This is a genomic window from Acrocarpospora macrocephala (genome assembly GCF_009687865.1).
In the GTDB taxonomy this organism is placed as follows: Bacteria; Actinomycetota; Actinomycetes; order Streptosporangiales; family Streptosporangiaceae; genus Acrocarpospora; species Acrocarpospora macrocephala.
Genome location: NZ_BLAE01000058.1, coordinates 24,061 through 41,195, shown reverse-complemented (window position 1 = coordinate 41,195; position 17,135 = coordinate 24,061). Strand labels below are relative to the sequence as shown.

Below are 17,135 nucleotides of genomic sequence, written 5' to 3'. Positions count from 1 at the left end.
CGCTCCTACCTGATCCCGCCGGGCGCCTGACCAGGCTGCATGGGCATGGGCTGCATCGGCTGCGGCATGGGCATCGGCATCGGCATCGGCTGTGGCATGGGCTGCGGCATCGGCATCGGTTGGTCCGGGATGTTGGCGAGGATCTGGCGGACCATGGGAAGGCCGTACTGCATGCCGTGCTGGGCCACCTTGCTCCAGAAGCTCATTGGACTGACCATGTGCTCCATCGGAGAGATTTGCCCGCCCTGCCCAGCTTGGAAGGTGGACAGCATCGGCTGCCCCGTTGTCTGCGCGATCTTCGCGAGGATCTCCTGGACATTGGGGGGCATCGTGGGGAACATCGCGCCGAAGCTCGCGGGGGAAACGCTCTGCTGGCCGTACTGCATCGGCTGGACCGGGTCGAAGGGGATGCCCCGTTGAGCGAAGTACGCGGCGGCGATGTCCTGGGGGCTTGGGGTTTGCATGCCGAGGGGGATCAGCTTGCCCAGGAGGTCGCCGAGCGCCGCTCCGATGGATGCGCCCGAGCTGCCGCCGAACGCCTGGCCGACCTCGCGACCGGCGGCGCGGCCGAGCTGGCTGCCGACGAAGCCCATCGGTGCCACGCCCTGCTGGCCTTGCTGCGCGGGGATGCCCATCTGGGTCAGGAAGGCTTGCCATTTGCGGAGCAGTTCGGGGTCGATCCCGGAGAACGGGCCGCCCAGTGTCGGCCCGAGGATTCCGCCCATCGGCATGGGCTGCTGCTGTGTTTGGAATGTCTGCAGCGGGTTGCCGTAGTAGCCGGTCATGGCGGGCGGCATCATCTGGTCCCACGGGTAGCGCTGCTGCTGTTGTGGCATCTGCTGCTGCGCTTGCAACGGGAGAATGGCGCCGAGGATGGTGCCGAGGACGGTTCCGATCGCCCCGCCTTCGTCGCCGCCGACCGCCTTGCCGATCTCGTGACCGGCGAAGGCGCCGGCCATGCCGCCGCCGATTCCCATCGGAGACACGCCCTGCTGGAGAGGCTGGCCGTACTGGGCCTGGCCGTATTGCGGTGGCATCTGTCCTTGCGCCATCTGCGCGTTCATCTGCGGCGTGGTGAACGTCATTGCGTCTCTCCCTGGAAGGCTCCGTCGCGGCACGACTCCGAATAGTTACATACCGCTATCGAAGGTGGACTAATTGTCACCAAAGCAATGATTAGCCTAAGATTCCGGGTGTAATGGGATTGATCACCGAGGTGGCGGGCGTCGATGGATCAATTGGCACCGCATACTGTGCGGTCGTTGAGTTCGGATCTTCGTGGGCTCGGGGTTGAGCCTGGAGACGTGGTGATCGTGCACTCGTCGTTGAAGAGCCTTGGGTATGTGGTCGGCGGTGTGCAGGCGGTCGTCCAGGCATTGCTCGACGCCCTGGGTCCCGAGGGGACACTCGTGGTGCCGACCCAGACCGGCGACAACAGCGATCCGTCCGGTTGGCGCAATCCGCCGGTGCCCGCGGACTGGTGGCCGGTCATTCGGGAGGAATCGCCGGGCTACGACCCGTCCCGTACGCCGAGCCAGTGGATGGGAATCATTCCGGAGACGGTGAGAACCTGGCCAGGAGCCAAACGCAGCGCCCATCCTTGGCTGTCGTTCGCGGCCCTTGGGAAGAACGCCGACGTGATCACCGCTGAGCACCAACTGGACGACGCGCTGGGCGACAAATCCCCACTCGGGGCCATCTACCGGCTCGACGGAAAAGTCCTGCTCCTGGGTGTCGGCCACGACTCCAACACGTCCCTACATCTGGGCGAATGGCGCCAGGACTCACCGCCGCGCGGCCCGCATGGCGCCTCCATCCGCCAACCCGACGGAACCAGTCGTTGGGTCACCTGGACCGACGTCCTCGAAGACGAAAGCGACTTCGAACAACTCGGCGCAGCCTTCGAAGAATCGTCTCCCGTATCGATCGGACACGTCGGCAATGCCACCGCCCGCCTGATGCCCCAGCGCCCACTCGTGGACTTCGCCACCACATGGATCGCTAAGAACCGATAACCCTCGACTCTTTGCTGTCAGGCAAGTGCTCAGGACAGGATCGAGGTCGCCATCGCGCTGGCGCCGCCGCCAGGCTGCAGCTCCAACTCCAGGAGCCCGGCACCTGCCAGTCCCACCCGATTTGTCAGCCAACGGCCGTTGGTGGTTCGGCGGATCTTGGGGCAGCATGAGCAGCCGGAAGAACCGGCTTCGGTGGGGTGACGTTGTGGGTGGTGCATCGGCGCCGGAGCGGGTGCGGGAGTGGCTGCTCAAAGGGCTGAAGCGGAGTGAGGGCGGGGGCGACTCTCCGTACCATGAGGAGGCGCCTGAGCATCAGCATTCCTGGTGGCAGGTGATGTGCCTGACAGGCGTGGACTACTTCTCCACGTTGGGGTATCAGCCGGGGATCGCGGCTCTGGCCGCGGGGGCGCTCAGTCCGGTGGCCACGTTGCTGCTCGTGGCGTTGACGCTGTTCGGGGCGTTGCCGACCTATCGGGCGGTGGCGGGGGAGAGCCCGCATGGGCTCGGGTCGCTGGCCATGCTGGAGCGGCTGATGCCGGGGTGGAGCGGCAAGCTGCTGGTGCTGTTCCTGCTCGGGTTCGTGGCCACCGCTTTCATCGTGACCATCACCTTGTCGGCGGCCGACGCCACCGCGCACATCCTGCACAATCCCTTTGTTCCGGCGTTCCTGGAGGGGTGGCAGGTCCCGGTCACGCTCGTGCTGGTCGCCGCGCTGGGCGGGGTGTTCCTGGCGGGGTTCAGCGAGGCGATCTCGATCGCGGTGGTGCTGGTCGCGGTTTATCTGCTGCTGAATGTGGTGGTGCTGGTGACCGGCGTACAGCATGTGCTGGCTGAGCCGGTCAAGGTCGGCGACTGGCAGGATCTGCTGGCGAGCGATTACTCCAGTCCGATCGCGATGATCGCGGTCTCGCTGTATGTCATGCCCAAACTCGCCCTCGGCCTGTCCGGGTTCGAGACGGGTGTCGCGGTGATGTCGCTGGTCAAGGGTGATCTGGCGGAACGGATCAAGGGCGCTCGTAAGCTCTTGACGACCGCCGCGCTCATTATGAGCGTCTTCCTGATCGCGTCGAGTTTCGTCACGACCGTGCTCATTCCCGCCGGGGAATTCGCCGAAGGCGGGTCCGCCAACGGGCGCGCGCTGGCTTATCTGGCGCACGAGCATCTGGGCGACTGGTTCGGCACCGCCTACGACGTGAGCACGATCGCCATTCTGTGGTTCGCGGGCGCGTCGGCGCTGGCGGGGCTGCTCAACATCGTGCCGCGCTACCTGCCCCGATATGGCATGGCCCCGGATTGGACCCGCGCGGCCCGCCCGATGGTCCTCGTCTTCACCGGGGTCTCCTTTCTCATCACCATCGTCTTCGGCGCTGACGTGGAGTCTCAGGGCGGCGCGTACGCCACGGGAGTTCTCGCGCTGATTCTTTCAGCGGCGGTCGCGGTCACCCTCTCCGCCTGGATCAGCCGTCGCACCCGAGCCGCCGGTTTCTTCGGGACGGTGTCGTTGATTCTCGGGTACGCCACTGTCGCCAACATCATCGAACGCCCCGACGGCCTGGTCATCGCCCTGCTGTTCGTCCTGGCCATCGTGGTCACCTCGCTGATCTCCCGCGCCACTCGCTCCACCGAGCTGAGGGTCACCCGCATCACGCTCGACGACCAGGCCCTGCGGTTCGTCCAGCACGGCGGCGAGATCCGCCTGATAGCCAACGAACCCCACGCGCGCGACCAGAAGGAATATGTCGACAAGGCGCGCGAGGCCTGGGAATTACACCGCCTGCGCAGCGCAGAAAGCCTGCTCTTCCTGGAAGTGACCGTCCCGGACGCCTCCGAGTTCGCGGGTGAGTTGCACGTCACAGGCGAGGAACGCCACGGGTTCCGCATCCTGCGCATGGAAAGCCCCACGGTCGCCAACTCCATCGCCGCCCTGCTCCTGCATCTGCGCGACGAGACCGGCATGATCCCGCACGTCTACTTCCACTGGGCCGCCGAGGGCAACCCGATCGGCGCGCTCCTCCGCTACCTCGTTTTCGGCGGCGGCGACATTCCCCCACTCACCCGCGAGGTCCTCCGCCAGGCCGAACCCGACGCGGCCCGCCGCCCCCTCGTGCATGTCGGCTGACACCCTTCATGGCAGCAGGATCACTTTGCCGTTGACCGTGCGGGATTCGGCGAGGGTCAGCGCCGCGGCCACCTCGTCGAGGGGGAAGCGCGCGGCGATGTTGGCCTTCAGGCTGCCCTCGGCGAGCAGCGCGAACACGTGTCCGAGGTCTTCCTCGAGGTGCTCGCGAAACCGGACCGGCCGGCTCTTGCGCCCTGACCAGATGTTGTAGAACGTCGCCCGGTGCCCGTTCGGCAGCGCGTTCCACAGCAGCACCCGGCTGAGGGCTTTCACGAACGGCAGCACCAAGCCGCCGGTGTCGCTGACCCCGGCGATGATGGCGTAACAGACAAGAGCCCCGCGCGGTGCCAGCAACCCGTAGGAGACGCGCATCATCGGCCCGCCGATGTTGTCGAACACCGCGTCCACGCCCCGGGGGGACAGCTCCCTGACACGGTCGGCGAGTTCCGGATCGTTGTAGTCGACGGGGTCGACGCCGGCCGCTCTGAGCGCGTCGTGGTGTCGAGGGGACGCTGCCCCGATGACGCGGAGTCCGGCGTGGTGTGCCAGCTGGATGAGGATTCCGCCCACGCCGCCGTTGGCACCGTGCACGAGGATGGTCTGACCGGGCTTGACGCGCGCGGCCCGGTGCAGCATCTGCCATGCGGTCACGCCGTTGACCACGACGGTCTCCGCGTCGGCCGGATCGATGCCGTCCGGCACGATGACGCTGTCGCGCGCCTCGACCACCGCATGGCTGGCCCAGCCGCCGGTCTTCGTCAACGTCGCGACCCTCTTGCCGACGAGTGCGGCGTCCCCCTGAGGGCCGACCTGAAGGACGGTGCCGACCAGGTCGTATCCCGGGACGAAGGGGAACTTCGGTTGCCCGAAGTAACGGCCCCGGCGCATCGCCTGCTCGGCGTACGAGATGCCGGTCGCCTCGACGGCGACGACGAGTTGACCCGGCCCGGGGGCGTCCAGCGGACCGCTTTCGATCACTAAGCCCTCGGGTTCGACGAGACCGGGTAGAACGACCCTCTTGGTGTTCATCGCACTCTCCGTTCTGGAAGTTACTGACTGATCAGTCACTTTGATGGCAAAAATATCGCCGTCGCGAGCCGACGGCGCGTTAGTCAGGGGGCGTCAGTGGCTGATTCCGGCGCTTACCGTGCGCGCCCAGCTCTCGTCGACGGCACCGAGGTCGGCTTGGACGATGAGGTGGCAGAGCTGGCCGTACGCGAGGAAGCGTTGCACCGCGGTCGGGTCCGCACCGGACACCCGCGAGACGGCGTTGACGATTTTCGCGACGCCGCGGCGAACGGCGTCCCGGATCTCCGGGACGTCGCAGGCGCTCTGGGCGTGCACCTGCAACATGATCAGATTTCGATCGCGAATCAACTCCACGTATGCGGCTGACATCGCGGCCAGCACATCGTCGGGGGCGGAGAACCCCGCGGCCTCGCCGCCCTTGACGAGCGTGGCGGCGACCTGCTCATAGCAGTGATCGACCGTCGCGACGAAAAGTCCAAGCTTGCCGGGGAACAGGCGGAACACGTAGGCGGGCGACACCTCCGCCGCCTCGGCGACCTCGGAGACGGGAGTGGCGTGGTAACCGGCATGAGCGAACGCCGCCACGGCACGGGACACGATCTTCGCGCGCTGGTCCTCGGCGGTGGATCGGGGCGCACCAGGTGTCATGTGACTGATTAGACACTCACAATCCCGAACCGTCAAGCTACGGGTGGTCACCCATATCTCGCCGCCGGGGTGGTTGTGCCGGATGCCGTTCTCCACGAGGTTCTGCGCGAGCCGCTCGATCAGCACCGCCTCACCGGCGGTCGGCGCGGGATCCAGGAGCCGGTGGACGGTGACCTCGCTGTCGCCGGCCTCCTTGGCGGCCTGGTCCAGCACGTGCTCGACCACGTCGGCCAGGTCGAAGGGACGCCGGTCAAGGATGGTGCGCTCGCCTTCCGACAAGGCGAGCAGCGCGTCGATCAGGCGCTCGTGCCTGGCGTTGACCACCAGCAGCGACTCGCCGAGGCGCCTGACGTCCTCGGTCGCGTCCGGCCGGCGGACCGCCACGTCCACGAGGGTGCGGTTGATGGTGAGCGGGGTGCGCAGCTCGTGCGAGGCGTTGGCGATGAAGCGCCGCTGGCCGTCGTACGAGCGGTCCCGGAACACCTGCCGGTGCGCCCAGTCCAGGCGGATGCCGGCTCGCTCCAGCATGGGCGGATCGGCGGGCCGTACCCTGCGGCCCAGGGCGTGGACGCGGGCGACCAGCTCCTCGAAGGCGAAAGGCTTCGGCAGGTAGTCGTCGGCGCCGAGGGACAGGCCCGCTACCCGGGAGCGTACGTCGCCTGACGCGGTGAGCATGATGACGCGCACCAGGGTGCCGTCGGCGACCAGGGCCCGGCACACGTCGTCCCCGTGCATGCCCGGCAGATCGCGGTCCAGGATGAGCACGTCGTAGTCGTGCACGCGCAGCCGCTCCAGCGCCGACTCGCCGTCGTAGGCGATGTCGACGGCGAGTGCCTCGCCACGTAAGCCCTCACCGATGGAGTCGGCGAGCATGCGCTCGTCCTCGGCGACCAGCACCCGCACGACAGCCCCCTGATCTTGGATCGCGCCAGCCTGCCAGAGGCGGCATAACGCGGACATAACCGGATTCGGTCACGCCAAGGTTATCCAGCGATCGCTGGACTGCCCCTCACGGCGACGGGACCCGCCCGGCGCCCTGATCGGGGGCTCCACCATGCTTGTCTCCACCGTGGACCAGGGCAGACCGCCCTTCACCCACGGGATCTTCGCCATCGTGCTCGTCCTCGCGGCCGCGCTTCGCTGCCTCGTCATGCTGGGGTACGACACCGCCCAGCTCTACTGGTACGACTCCTTCACCTACCTGGACACCGCCGTCCGCCGTGCTGCACGGCCCGCTACTCGGCGTCATGCTGCTGCTGGGCGGCCTCGGCTCGATCGGGCGGCGGCGGGCGGCGCTGCTGCCGTGGACGACGGCCGCGTTCCTGCTGGTCGCACCCGTCGCCGCACTGGACTTCGACCACCGCTACGTGCTGCCCGCGATCCCGATGGCCTGCCTCGCCGCCGCGCTGGCCGTCCCGAGCCTGGCCGCGCGCCTGCGCCAAACCCGGACGAGCCCATCCGGGGTTCCGGACGATGAGCGTGTCATGGTGACCGTTAACTCGGGGGGCGGCAACCTTTGATTACGAGCACGACTACTTGGCCCGCGCCGCCGGGGGCGGATCGCTCTCGGTGACAGGTAAGCCCTTGGTGGTGCCATCGGTCATGGCGGTTTCCAGGTCGACGACGTCGGCGAGGTCGGCGCCGGTCAGGTCCGCGCCGCGCAGGTCGGCTTCGGTGAGCCGGGCCCCGGTCAGGTCGGCTCCCCTCAGACTGGCGTTGGAGAACGTCGTATGGGTCAAGTCGCATCCGGCGAGTAGTGCGTTGTCGAGATTGGCGCCGACGAAGCAGAATCGGCTCAGGTCGAAGCCGGTCAGGTCCGCGCCGCGTAGGTCTACCTGCTCCAATGCGATGCTGTATCCGGGCTCCACCATGGTGCGACGGGCCAAGACCGCGATCGCCCCGGCCACATCGTCACGAAGCTCGCCATGGCGAGAGGCCCGCTCAGCGTCGGTATGCGCGGGCTCGGATGGCGGCCATGGCGCCTGCTGCCGGATGAAGGAGGCCAGGAGCGCCGCGACGTGTCCGCGGTAGTGCGGCGCGGTCTCGGCGATCTGCTCCATCGCATATACCCCGCCATGCCGGACGCTGGTCTTTTCGCTGGCCAAGTGCTCGATGGCCTTGGTGAACAAGTCGATGAACTGACCCTCCCTGCTGGTGCTGACCTGCCGCATCGTCACCACCGCGCCGAGCGCGATGCCCCCGAGGGCCAGAAGGCCGCCGAGCCCCTGGAGCAGGGTCGAGCGCACATCGTTCTCCGCCCGGAGCCGATCGGCCGCGGCGAGCGCCGACGCGGTGTGATCACCGAGGGAGTGCTGGACAAGCCAGGTTGGCAGGAATGCAAGAGATCCGAGGAACACCGCGATGATCGCTATGACTGTCACGGTGACGAGCACAGGAAGACGCATGACCGATCATCGCTGCGTGACGCACAGACGTTCCTCCTCACGCGTAGGAAGTGAGAAGGCGGCTTCTCACCTGGAGCAAGTTCAGAGGACGTCGCCGTGGAGGACCTTGATGACCTGATCGCGGACCTGTTGCAGGCCGACACCCAGAGCCTCTGTTCCATCCATATGTAGGAGGCCGAGCAGGAGATGCTCGGTGCCGACATACCGGTGTCCGAGCCCGGCCGCCTCACGGCGGGCCAGCTCCGTGAGGTGGACGAGGTCTGCGTTTATCGCTCGGGTGCGCGTGCTGCCGAGGTCGACGCCAAGGCTGTTGAGTGTCATTACGGCCACGCCCTCATCCAGGCGGGTAAGGCCCATCAGCAGGTGATCGGCGGTAACACGGTCATGGCCTAGAGCCCTTGCCTCCTGCTCGGCCAGGTACAGCGCCCGCCGAGCACGAGTCGTCAGAAGGCGCTCCAGGGGTTGATGAAGAGTCGTTTTCCTCAGCTTCCTCAGCTTCCTCAGCATGGCGCCTCCGTTGCCCTCAGTCGCGGCCCATTCAGGTGGCCACGTCAGCCTCGTTGCCCTCGTCGTCGGCCAGTGTCCATCATGCGGGGGCGTAACCATATCCGCTGCAGGAGCTCTTCGCGGCGCGGACGTTGGCGGCCGATCTGGTGACGTTGCGCGCCGAATTCCGGAGGAGATTGTCCTCAGGTGGGTGGATACCGGCTGGATTGCTCCCCTAGCCTCGTGTCGTGGTCGTTCACGAGCTTTCTCCTGTCGACGCGCGTCGCATTGCTGTGCGCGCGCAGCTCTTGGACAGTTCGCGGCCGGTTGAGCTGCTTGATGTGGTGCGCCGTCTGACGCTGTTGCAGATCGACCCGATCGCCGCCATCGCGCCGAGTGCGGACCTTGTGGCGTGGAGTCGCCTCGGGTCGTCGTACGCACCGGCTGACTTAAGCGCGGCGCTGGAGAACCGGACGTTGCTGGAGCTACGAGCGATGATCCGGCCCAGTGAGGATCTCGCCCTGTATCGCGCCGAGATGGCCGAGTGGCTCGGACCCGGACAACTGCTTCCTTGGCAGGAGTTCCGTCGCGACTGGGTGCGCGCCAACGACGCGTGCCGTCTGGACATTCTCGATCGGCTCGGTTCCTCGGGGCCGCTGCCGTCGCGCGATCTTCCGGACACGTGCAAGGTGCCGTGGAAATCGACCGGGTGGACCAACAACCGCAACGTCACGCAGCTGCTGGAGTTCATGGTGCTGCGAGGCGAGGTCGCCATCGCCGGACGCAGCGGTCGCGACCGGCTGTGGGACCTGGCGACGCGGGTCTACCCCGATGAGCCGGTAGTCCCCGCCGAGGAGGCGGTCCGCATTCGCGACCAACGGCGGCTGCGCGCGCTGGGCATCGCCCGCGCCCGAGGGCCGGAATGTCCGGTTGAACCCATGGACGTGAGCGAGGCCGGCGAGCCCGCCGTGGTCGCGGGGGTCAAGGGCACATGGCGAGTCGACCCAACCCTGCTGAGCCAGCCGTTCTCCGGGCGCGCGGCATTGTTGTCACCTTTCGACCGGCTCATCCACGACCGCAAGCGCACCCTTGAACTCTTCGGCTTCGACTACCAACTGGAGATGTACAAGCCCGCTGCCAAGCGCCGCTGGGGCTACTTCGCCCTACCGATCCTGTACGCCGACCAACTGGTGGGCAAACTCGACGCCACCGCCGACCGAAAGGCCGGAGTACTGCGGATCGACGCGATCCACCAGGACATCCCCTTCACCAAGACCATGACCGCTGCAATCGATCGCGAGATCAAGGATCTGTCTCACTGGCTCGAACTCGACCTCACGCCGCCCCGCTGAGCGCGCACCACACCTGTCCGGCCAGCCCCAGCGAAGCGCCAGGCATTCAACTCGGCCACGTAGTCCCCGCTCCGTCACCCGCTCGAACTACTTAGGGATCTTTCGTGTGACTGGTGCACGCGCGGCTGGGAAGCGCCGAGCGCCAGCGACGTGTGGTCGGTTGGAGCCGTGAGCAGCGACGCGTGGCTGATGGGTCCGAGCACCAGCGCTGTCGTTGGTGGGGCCGAGCGCCAGCGACGCGTGACTGCGTGGAGCCGAGCGACGTGCGACTGCGTGGAGCCGAGCGCCAGCGACGTGCGACTGTGTGGAGCCGAGCGCCAGCGACGCGGTAGGCCCAGCGCCAGCGTTCTAAAGGGAGGGTGGGTGGGAGAGCCACTTACTGGTGTAAGTGTCGATTTCGTGGAGCAGGGTTGATTTGCCTTGGGGGTCGAGGAAGGAGGCGTGGACTGCGTTTTTGGCCAGGTCTGCGATGCCGTTGGGGTCGAGGTGGAGGAGTTGGGCGGCGACGGCGTACTCCTGGTTGAGGGTGGTGCCGAACATGGGTGGGTCGTCGGAGTTGATCGTCACCGGGACCCCGGCCGCGACGATGGTTGGGAGTGGGTGTTCGGCGAGGGAGGGGACGGCCTTCGTGCAGACGTTGGAGGTTGGGCAGATCTCCAGGGGGATGGCGTGTTCCGCGAGGTAGGTGAGGAGTTTCGGGTCCTGGGCGCTGGAGATGCCGTGGCCGATGCGTTCCGCGCCGAGGTGGTTGATGGCGTCCCAGATCGTGTCCGGGCCGGTGGTCTCGCCGGCGTGCGGGACGGAGTGAAGTCCGGCGGCGCGGGCCTGGTCGAAGAACGGGGCGAACTGGGCTCGGGAGACGCCCGCTTCCGGGCCGCCCAGGCCGAAGCTGACCAGGCCGTCGGGACGCTGGTCGAGGGCGATGCGCAGGGTGCGCTCCCCGGAGACCCCGATCTCGCCGGGAATGTCGAAACACCAGCGCAGAACCGTGCCGTGATCGGCTTCGACGCGCCGTCGGGCGTCCTCGATGACCTCGCAGAACTGCGCGTCGGGGATGCCGTTGAGCAGGTGGATGTAAGGCGTGACGGTGAGCTCGGCGTAGCGCACATTCTGGGCGGCCAGGTCGACGCCCACCCCGTGGATCAGCGTCCAGAGGTCCTCGGGATCCCTGACCAGATGCACCACCGAGGTATACACCTCGATGAAGTGCGCGAAGTCGCGGAAGTCGAAGAAGGCGGCGAGCTGCTCCGGGTCGGCCGGGACGACGGTGGAGCCCTCGTGGCGGGCGGCCAGTTCGGCGACGATGCGGGGGGAAGCCGAGCCGACGTGATGCACGTGCAGCTCGGCTTTCGGGAGTCCGGCGATGAACTCCGTGAGATCGGTGGTCATCGCCCGACGGTAACAATCAGCACGGCGTACCGGCTAATTTCTGACATGAAGATGTTAGCTTCCGCCGGGGAGCTCGCTGAGGGTCACCGTCACCGTTCTCTCGCCGGTCTCGCCCAGGTATTCCACCTTGACCTGCTTGCCCGGGCTGAGGGTGGCGAGCACCTGGGCGAGCGCGGTCGTGGTGGGAGTCGGGGAGCCGTTGACGCTGAGTATCACGTCACCGGGCCTGATTCCGGCCTTCGCCGCGCCGCCGCCGGGGGTGATCGCGCCGACCGCGACGCCGATGGGTTCACCGTCTTCGCCGATTGCCGTACCGACCCGGACGCCGAGGGCGGCGCGGTGGGTGTTGACCACCTTGCCCTGCCTGATGAGCTGGTTGGCGATGTCGCTCGCGGTGGCGCTCGGGATGGCGAAGCCGATCCCGTTGGCCGCGCCGAGCTTCGGGTCGGTGGCGGCCAGGGTCGGGATGCCGACCACCCGGCCGGACAGGTCCACCAGCGCGCCGCCGCTGTTGCCCCGGTTGATCGCCGCCGAGGTCTGGATCGCGTCCGCGATCGTCGCGCCCGGCGCGCCGTCGTCGTCCTGCCCCGATACGGTACGGCCCAGGGCGGACACGATGCCCTGCGTCACCGTGCCGGAGAAGCCCAGCGGGTTGCCCATGGCCAGCACCATCTGCCCGACCCGCAGATTCGCCGAGTCACCGAACGCGGCCGGCGCCAGCCCGTGATCGTCGGCGACCTTGATCACCGCGAGATCCCCGGCCGAGAACGTGCCGACCAGCGTCGCGGACCTGGCCTGCCCGCCGGTGGCAAGCGTCACCTGAAACTCGCGGGCCTGGCCCACTACATGGGCATTTGTCACGATATGACCGTGGGTGTCGAAGACCACGCCGGAGCCGAGACCGGTTCCGGTGGTGATCTGGACAATGGACGGGAGGACCCGCTTGATGACCTGTTCGTAGGCGGATTCCATCGCCACCGCGGCGGCGGGCGGGCGCACGCCCTGACTGTGGTTCTGACTCGGGGCACTGACGGCAGGGCTCGCGGGGGTCGCCCCGGTGGTGTGCGACGGCGCGGTACAGGCTGCCGTGGCGACCACCAGGACCAGCGCCAGGGGCCCCGTCGACCTGGCCGTCACCTGGGTGATCACCGGTGAGATTCTCATGTCGGACTGTCTATCCAGGTGCGTCCTGGGATGCCAGGAACCACGTCGTGATGGAGCGTGACAACGTGAGGGCACGATCATGACTTCTGGCGTAATCTGCGGACATGACGGACGAACAGGGCAGCCCGCGGCGGCCGTTCATCCGTTCCTACGACGCGCCGACGACGCCACTTCCGAAGGTCAGTCCGGAGGAGTTGCGGCGGCTCGCGTTCCCGGAGCGGCAGCCGCCCCCGCGCCGCAGCTTCGGCGACATTCCCATGCGAATCGTGTATGTCGTCTGCGCGGTCAGCATCGGCCTCGCCGTGGTCGTGTTCGTGCACGCCCTGGGCGCCGACGACCAGCCCCCCGGCACGGTCGAGGTCCAGCGCGCCGCCCAGGCCACCCCGTCCGCGCCCGCGTCCGCCACGATCAGCCCGTCGCCGAGCGCCACCCCGATCACGCTGCCCCGGGTTCCGGCGTCCCGCAGCATGACCGTGTTCCCCGGCTCCGGCACCACGATCGCCTCGCTCATCACCGACGAGAAGTCCGGCATCTCCTACGCCAAGTTCGGCGCGCCTTGGCGGTCGGTGAAGCCCGACCCGTTCCAGTTCCGGCAGAAATCGGGCGACGCCATCATCGCCTCGGGCCCGCTCCCCGGCGCCGACCCCGGCCCCCTCCGCGACCAGGCCGACTACCGCAAGGTCGCCACCCGCGCCGCCCGCTGGACCCTGCGCTACCAGCCAGAAGGCAGCACACTCCGCTGGACCGCCTCCCAACCCGTCCGGTACGGCAACGGCTGGCTGCTCGGCTACCGCGTGACCTACCAGGTCGAAGGCGAGAAGCGTACGTCGGAGGCGATCGTCGCGCTGGTGGAGACCGGCGGAAACAAGCCCGCGATGCTGTTCGCCTCGGTCCCCGGCACCAAGCCCGAACTCCACCACGACCTGAACATGCTCGTCTGGACCCTCCGTCCGCTGTGACATGGCCGCGCCTCCGGCGCGGCGGGCTCGGCCGCTCCTGAGCCTGTGTCTTCCCTCGTCTCTCCGGCCGCTCCGCGACCTGCGTTCCTCAGTCCAGACACAGGCGCGGCCGAGACCTAGCCATTCACGAAGCTTCTTCTAGAATATGATTCTGCGCATCGTATGAATGTGGAGGGTCAGATGGCGATCGGGCTGAGCGAGGAGCACGAGGCACTCCGGGAGTCGGTGGCCGGCTGGGCGGATCGGTTCGTCCCCGCTGACGTCGTCCGTCACGCCGTCGGCGCCGAAGCGGAGGAGCGTCCCGCGTTCTGGCTGGCCCTCGCCGACCAGGGACTGCTCGGCCTGCACGTGCCGGAGGAACACGGCGGTTCCGGGTACGGCCTGCTGGAGGCCGCCGTCGCCATCGAAGCCCTGTCCGAGCGGATCGTGCCCGGGCCCATCGTCCCGACCGTTCTGGCCAGCGCGTCGATCTTGGCTGCGGACGGGAAAGCACAGGCGGAGCTGCTGCCCGGCCTCGCGGACGGCACCCTGACCGGCGCGGTCGCCCTCGACGGGGAGCTCAGCGGTGTGTGGGCCGATGGCGTGCTGACCGTGTCCGGGTCGGCCGAGCCCGTGCTGGGCGGGACGCTGGCCGACGTGCTGGTGTTGCCGGTGGTCACGGAGCGGGGGCAGGAGTGGGTGGTGATCGACGCCACGCTCGCCACGGTCACGCCGATCAAGGCGCTCGACCTGACCCGCGGGGTGGCTCGGGTGGAGCTGGCGGCGGTAGCCGTACCGGGCGAAAGGGTGCTGGACGGGCTGGACCTGGCGGCCGTGCGGGAGTTGGCCGCGGTGCTGCTCGGGGCGGACGCGGCCGGGGTCGCGCAGTGGTGCGTGCGGGCGGCGGCGGAGTACGCGAAGGTGCGCGTGCAGTTCGGGCGGCCGATCGGGCAGTTCCAGGGGATCAAGCATAAGTTGTCCCGGATGCTGGTCGCGTTGGAGCAGGCGCGGGCGACCGTGTGGGACGCGACCCGGGCCGAAGGGGAGGAGCGTGCCTTCGCGGCGGCGATCGCCGGGCAGGTCGCCCCGGACGCGGCCGTTCAGTGCGCCAAGGACGCGATCCAGACTTTTGGCGGTATCGGGTACACGTTCGAGCATGACGCGCATCTCTACTTCCGCCGGGCGCTGACAATCCGGGCACTGCTCGGTGTCTCCGCGGAATGGGCTGAGCGGGTGGCTTCGCTGGCTTTGTCCGGTGTTTCGCGGGAGATGCGGCTGGAGTTGCCCGAGGACGCCGAACCGCTGCGGGAGCGCATTCGGGGCGAACTCGCGGAGATCGGGGCGCTTGAGGGCGTCGAGCAGAAGCGTGCGCTGGCCGCCGCCGGGTTCGTGATGCCGCATCTGGGCCGGCCGTGGGGGCGCGACGCCAAGCCGCTGGAGCAGATCATCATCCAGCAGGAGCTCAAGGCGGCGGGCATCAAACTGCCTGTGATGATCATCGGTGCGTGGGTGGTGCCGTCCATCGCCACGTACGGCACTGCGGAGCAGCAGGAACGATTCCTCCCCAAGACGCTCAGCGGGGAGATCATGTGGTGCCAGCTGTTCTCGGAGCCGGGGGCGGGGTCCGATCTCGCGTCCGTACAGATGAAAGCGGAACGTGTTGAAGGGGGCTGGCGGCTCAACGGACAGAAGACCTGGACGTCGGTGGCGCATGTCGCCGAGTGGGGGATCTGTATCGCGCGGTCGTCCAATGAAGGGCCCAAGCACGATGGCATCACCTATTTTCTCGTCGACATGAAAGCGCCCGGGGTGAGCGTGCGGCCGCTGACGGAGATGACCGGGGAGAACCTGTTCAACGAGGTTTTCCTGGACGATGTCTTCATCGGGGACGATCTCGTGGTCGGGGAGGTCAACCAGGGGTGGAAGGTGGCCAGGAACACCCTCTCCAATGAGCGCGTGTCCCTGTCCTCCGGCGCGGGTGGAACCGGTTCTTCTGTGCCCGATCTGCTCGGGCTCGCCGGTCGGCTCGGCCGCGACCTGAACCCGGTGGAACGGCAGGCTCTGGCGCACGTGGTCGCCGAAGGTCATTCCATCAACGCTCTGTCGCTGCGGGTGACGCTCAAGCAGTTGGCGGGCACCGAACCTGGCGCGGACGCCTCGGTGCGCAAGTGGCTGTCCACCTCGCATGCGCAGCATGTCGCGGAATGCGCGGTGGATCTGGTCGGCTCCGCCGCCGTGACGGCCGCCGACTGGAAGCTGGGCGACGCCGGGTACTGGAACCGCGCCATCCTCGCCACTCGCGCGATGACGATCTACGGAGGCACCACGGAAGTACAGCTCAACATCATCGCCGAACGTATGCTCGGCCTTCCCCGCGATCCGGAGCCGGGCAAGTAGAGCAAAGGTTCTAGAGTAGAACGCGTTGCAGTTTTCATTGTTTGCCTCGTACGGTTAGGGCATGCGAACGCGGGTCACGGACATGTTCGGGATCGAGTTTCCGATTTTCGCCTTCAGCCATTGCCGGGACGTGGTCGCGGCGGTCAGCCGGGCCGGGGGAATGGGGGTGCTCGGGGCGCTCTACTTCACGCCGGAGGAACTGGAGACCGAGCTGAAGTGGATCGACGAACATGTGGGGGGCATGCCGTACGGGGTGGATGTCGTCATGCCCGCGTCGTACGAAGGGGCAGATCTCGGGGTGGACTCGCCTGAGGATCTGCTGGGGCGGCTGCAGGGGATGATTCCCGCCGGGCATCGGGCGTTCGTGGATGACCTGCTGGAGAAGCACGGCGTACCTGCTTTGAGCGGGGACGACGCCGGACGGGCACTACTCGGGTGGACCGACGCGACCGCGCGCCCCCAGGTTGAGGTGGCTTTGCGGCATCCGATCGCCCTGCTGGCCAACGCGCTCGGCCCGCCTCCGGCTGATGTGGTCGAGCAGGCGCATGCCAAAGGGGTCAAGGTGGCCGCGCTCGCGTCCACGCCTAGACACGCGATCAAGCAGGTCGAAGTCGGGGTGGATGTGGTCGTCGCCCAAGGAACCGAGGCGGGCGGCCACACCGGCGAGATCTCCACCATGGTGCTGATCCCGCAGGTCGTCGACGCGGTGGACGTGCCGGTGCTGGCCGCCGGCGGAATCGGCGACGGCCGCCAGATGGCAGCGGGCATGGCCCTCGGCGCCGAGGGCGTCTGGACCGGCTCGATCTGGCTCACCGTCGAGGAAGCCGACACCCCCGAAATGGCCAGACAACGCATCCTCGCCGCCACCTCCCGCGACACCGTCCGCTCCCGCTCCTGGACCGGCAAACCCGCCCGCCTCCTCAAAAACGAATGGACCGACGCCTGGGAGGCAACCGACTCCCCAGGCACCCTCCCCATGCCCCTGCAATTCATGCTCGTCTCCGACGCTCTGCGCCGCATCGGCCGCTCCGACGCAGCCGAACTGGCAACCTTCCCGGCCGGCCAGATCATCGGCACGATGAACCAGGTCAAGTCCGCCCGCCAGGTCGTGTTCGAGATGGTCGAAGGCTATGTAGAGGCAATGGACCGGCTCGGTCGGATAACAGAGGATTAGTCACATAAGCACGGCTGTG

The 17,135-nt window shown here is 67.7% G+C and carries 14 protein-coding genes and 1 pseudogene; 7 read left to right on the top strand and 8 right to left on the bottom strand.

Annotation, left to right across the window (positions count from 1 at the left end; genetic code table 11):
• Positions 1 to 5: 5 nt before the first annotated feature.
• Positions 6 to 1,085, bottom strand: coding sequence for a hypothetical protein (locus tag Amac_RS39580; protein WP_155359559.1), 1,080 nt, complete (start codon positions 1,083 to 1,085; stop codon positions 6 to 8).
• Between the two features lie 144 nt (positions 1,086 to 1,229).
• Here Amac_RS39580 and Amac_RS39575 point away from each other — a divergent pair, with 144 nt between their 5' ends.
• Both Amac_RS39575 and Amac_RS39570 read left to right on the top strand, forming a co-directional pair.
• A complete protein-coding gene (locus tag Amac_RS39575; protein WP_155359558.1) occupies positions 1,230 to 2,015 on the top strand; it encodes an AAC(3) family N-acetyltransferase in 786 nt (261 codons plus the stop codon).
• Between the two features lie 205 nt (positions 2,016 to 2,220).
• Positions 2,221 to 4,134, top strand: coding sequence for an amino acid transporter (locus Amac_RS39570; RefSeq protein ID WP_246269010.1), 1,914 nt, complete (start codon positions 2,221 to 2,223; stop codon positions 4,132 to 4,134).
• Between the two features lie 6 nt (positions 4,135 to 4,140).
• Here Amac_RS39570 and Amac_RS39565 read toward each other — a convergent pair whose 3' ends face one another.
• The 3 genes and pseudogenes from Amac_RS39565 to Amac_RS56755 form a co-directional block, all read right to left on the bottom strand.
• On the bottom strand, positions 4,141 to 5,163 hold the full coding sequence (locus Amac_RS39565; protein ID WP_155359556.1) for a medium chain dehydrogenase/reductase family protein: 1,023 nt from the start codon (positions 5,161 to 5,163) through the stop codon (positions 4,141 to 4,143).
• Positions 5,164 to 5,256: 93 nt separating this feature from the next.
• Positions 5,257 to 6,294, bottom strand: a complete 1,038-nt coding sequence (locus Amac_RS56760; RefSeq protein ID WP_246269013.1) for a TetR family transcriptional regulator — start codon at positions 6,292 to 6,294, stop codon at positions 5,257 to 5,259.
• Positions 6,283 to 6,714, bottom strand: a pseudogene (locus tag Amac_RS56755) (response regulator transcription factor); the annotation flags it as partial. The pseudogene Amac_RS56755 and the gene Amac_RS56760, both read right to left, overlap by 12 nt.
• Before the next feature lie 317 nt (positions 6,715 to 7,031).
• Here Amac_RS56755 and Amac_RS39550 point away from each other — a divergent pair.
• On the top strand, positions 7,032 to 7,331 hold the full coding sequence (locus tag Amac_RS39550) for a hypothetical protein (protein WP_174900280.1): 300 nt from the start codon (positions 7,032 to 7,034) through the stop codon (positions 7,329 to 7,331).
• A gap of 12 nt (positions 7,332 to 7,343) precedes the next feature.
• Here the strand turns inward: Amac_RS39550 and Amac_RS39545 are convergent, their stop codons facing one another.
• Together Amac_RS39545 and Amac_RS39540 are read right to left on the bottom strand one after the other, a co-directional pair.
• The gene (locus Amac_RS39545; protein ID WP_155359555.1) at positions 7,344 to 8,216 is read right to left on the bottom strand and encodes a pentapeptide repeat-containing protein; all 873 of its coding nucleotides are present in this window, start codon (positions 8,214 to 8,216) and stop codon (positions 7,344 to 7,346) included.
• Between the two features lie 81 nt (positions 8,217 to 8,297).
• Positions 8,298 to 8,723, bottom strand: coding sequence for a Clp protease N-terminal domain-containing protein (locus tag Amac_RS39540; RefSeq protein ID WP_170322892.1), 426 nt, complete (start codon positions 8,721 to 8,723; stop codon positions 8,298 to 8,300).
• A 227-nt stretch (positions 8,724 to 8,950) separates the two neighbouring features.
• Here Amac_RS39540 and Amac_RS39535 point away from each other — a divergent pair, with 227 nt between their 5' ends.
• Positions 8,951 to 10,054, top strand: coding sequence for a DNA glycosylase AlkZ-like family protein (locus Amac_RS39535; protein WP_155359553.1), 1,104 nt, complete (start codon positions 8,951 to 8,953; stop codon positions 10,052 to 10,054).
• Between the two features lie 348 nt (positions 10,055 to 10,402).
• Here the strand turns inward: Amac_RS39535 and Amac_RS39530 are convergent, their stop codons facing one another.
• A complete protein-coding gene (locus tag Amac_RS39530) occupies positions 10,403 to 11,443 on the bottom strand; it encodes an adenosine deaminase (RefSeq protein ID WP_155359552.1) in 1,041 nt (346 codons plus the stop codon).
• A 54-nt stretch (positions 11,444 to 11,497) separates the two neighbouring features.
• Positions 11,498 to 12,607 carry a S1C family serine protease gene (locus tag Amac_RS39525; RefSeq protein WP_155359551.1) on the bottom strand — a complete coding sequence of 370 codons (1,110 nt, stop codon included), beginning with the start codon at positions 12,605 to 12,607 and terminating at the stop codon, positions 11,498 to 11,500.
• A 104-nt stretch (positions 12,608 to 12,711) separates the two neighbouring features.
• Here Amac_RS39525 and Amac_RS39520 point away from each other — a divergent pair, with 104 nt between their 5' ends.
• The 3 genes from Amac_RS39520 to Amac_RS39510 all read left to right on the top strand — a co-directional run bounded on the left by Amac_RS39520 (position 12,712) and on the right by Amac_RS39510 (position 17,116).
• Positions 12,712 to 13,566: a hypothetical protein gene (locus tag Amac_RS39520; RefSeq protein WP_155359550.1), complete on the top strand. Its 855-nt coding sequence runs from the start codon at positions 12,712 to 12,714 to the stop codon at positions 13,564 to 13,566.
• Positions 13,567 to 13,746: 180 nt separating this feature from the next.
• Entirely contained in the window at positions 13,747 to 15,942 is a 2,196-nt protein-coding gene (locus Amac_RS39515; protein ID WP_155359549.1) for an acyl-CoA dehydrogenase family protein, read from the top strand.
• A gap of 61 nt (positions 15,943 to 16,003) precedes the next feature.
• On the top strand, positions 16,004 to 17,116 hold the full coding sequence (locus Amac_RS39510) for an NAD(P)H-dependent flavin oxidoreductase (RefSeq protein ID WP_155359548.1): 1,113 nt from the start codon (positions 16,004 to 16,006) through the stop codon (positions 17,114 to 17,116).
• Positions 17,117 to 17,135 lie beyond the last annotated feature (19 nt).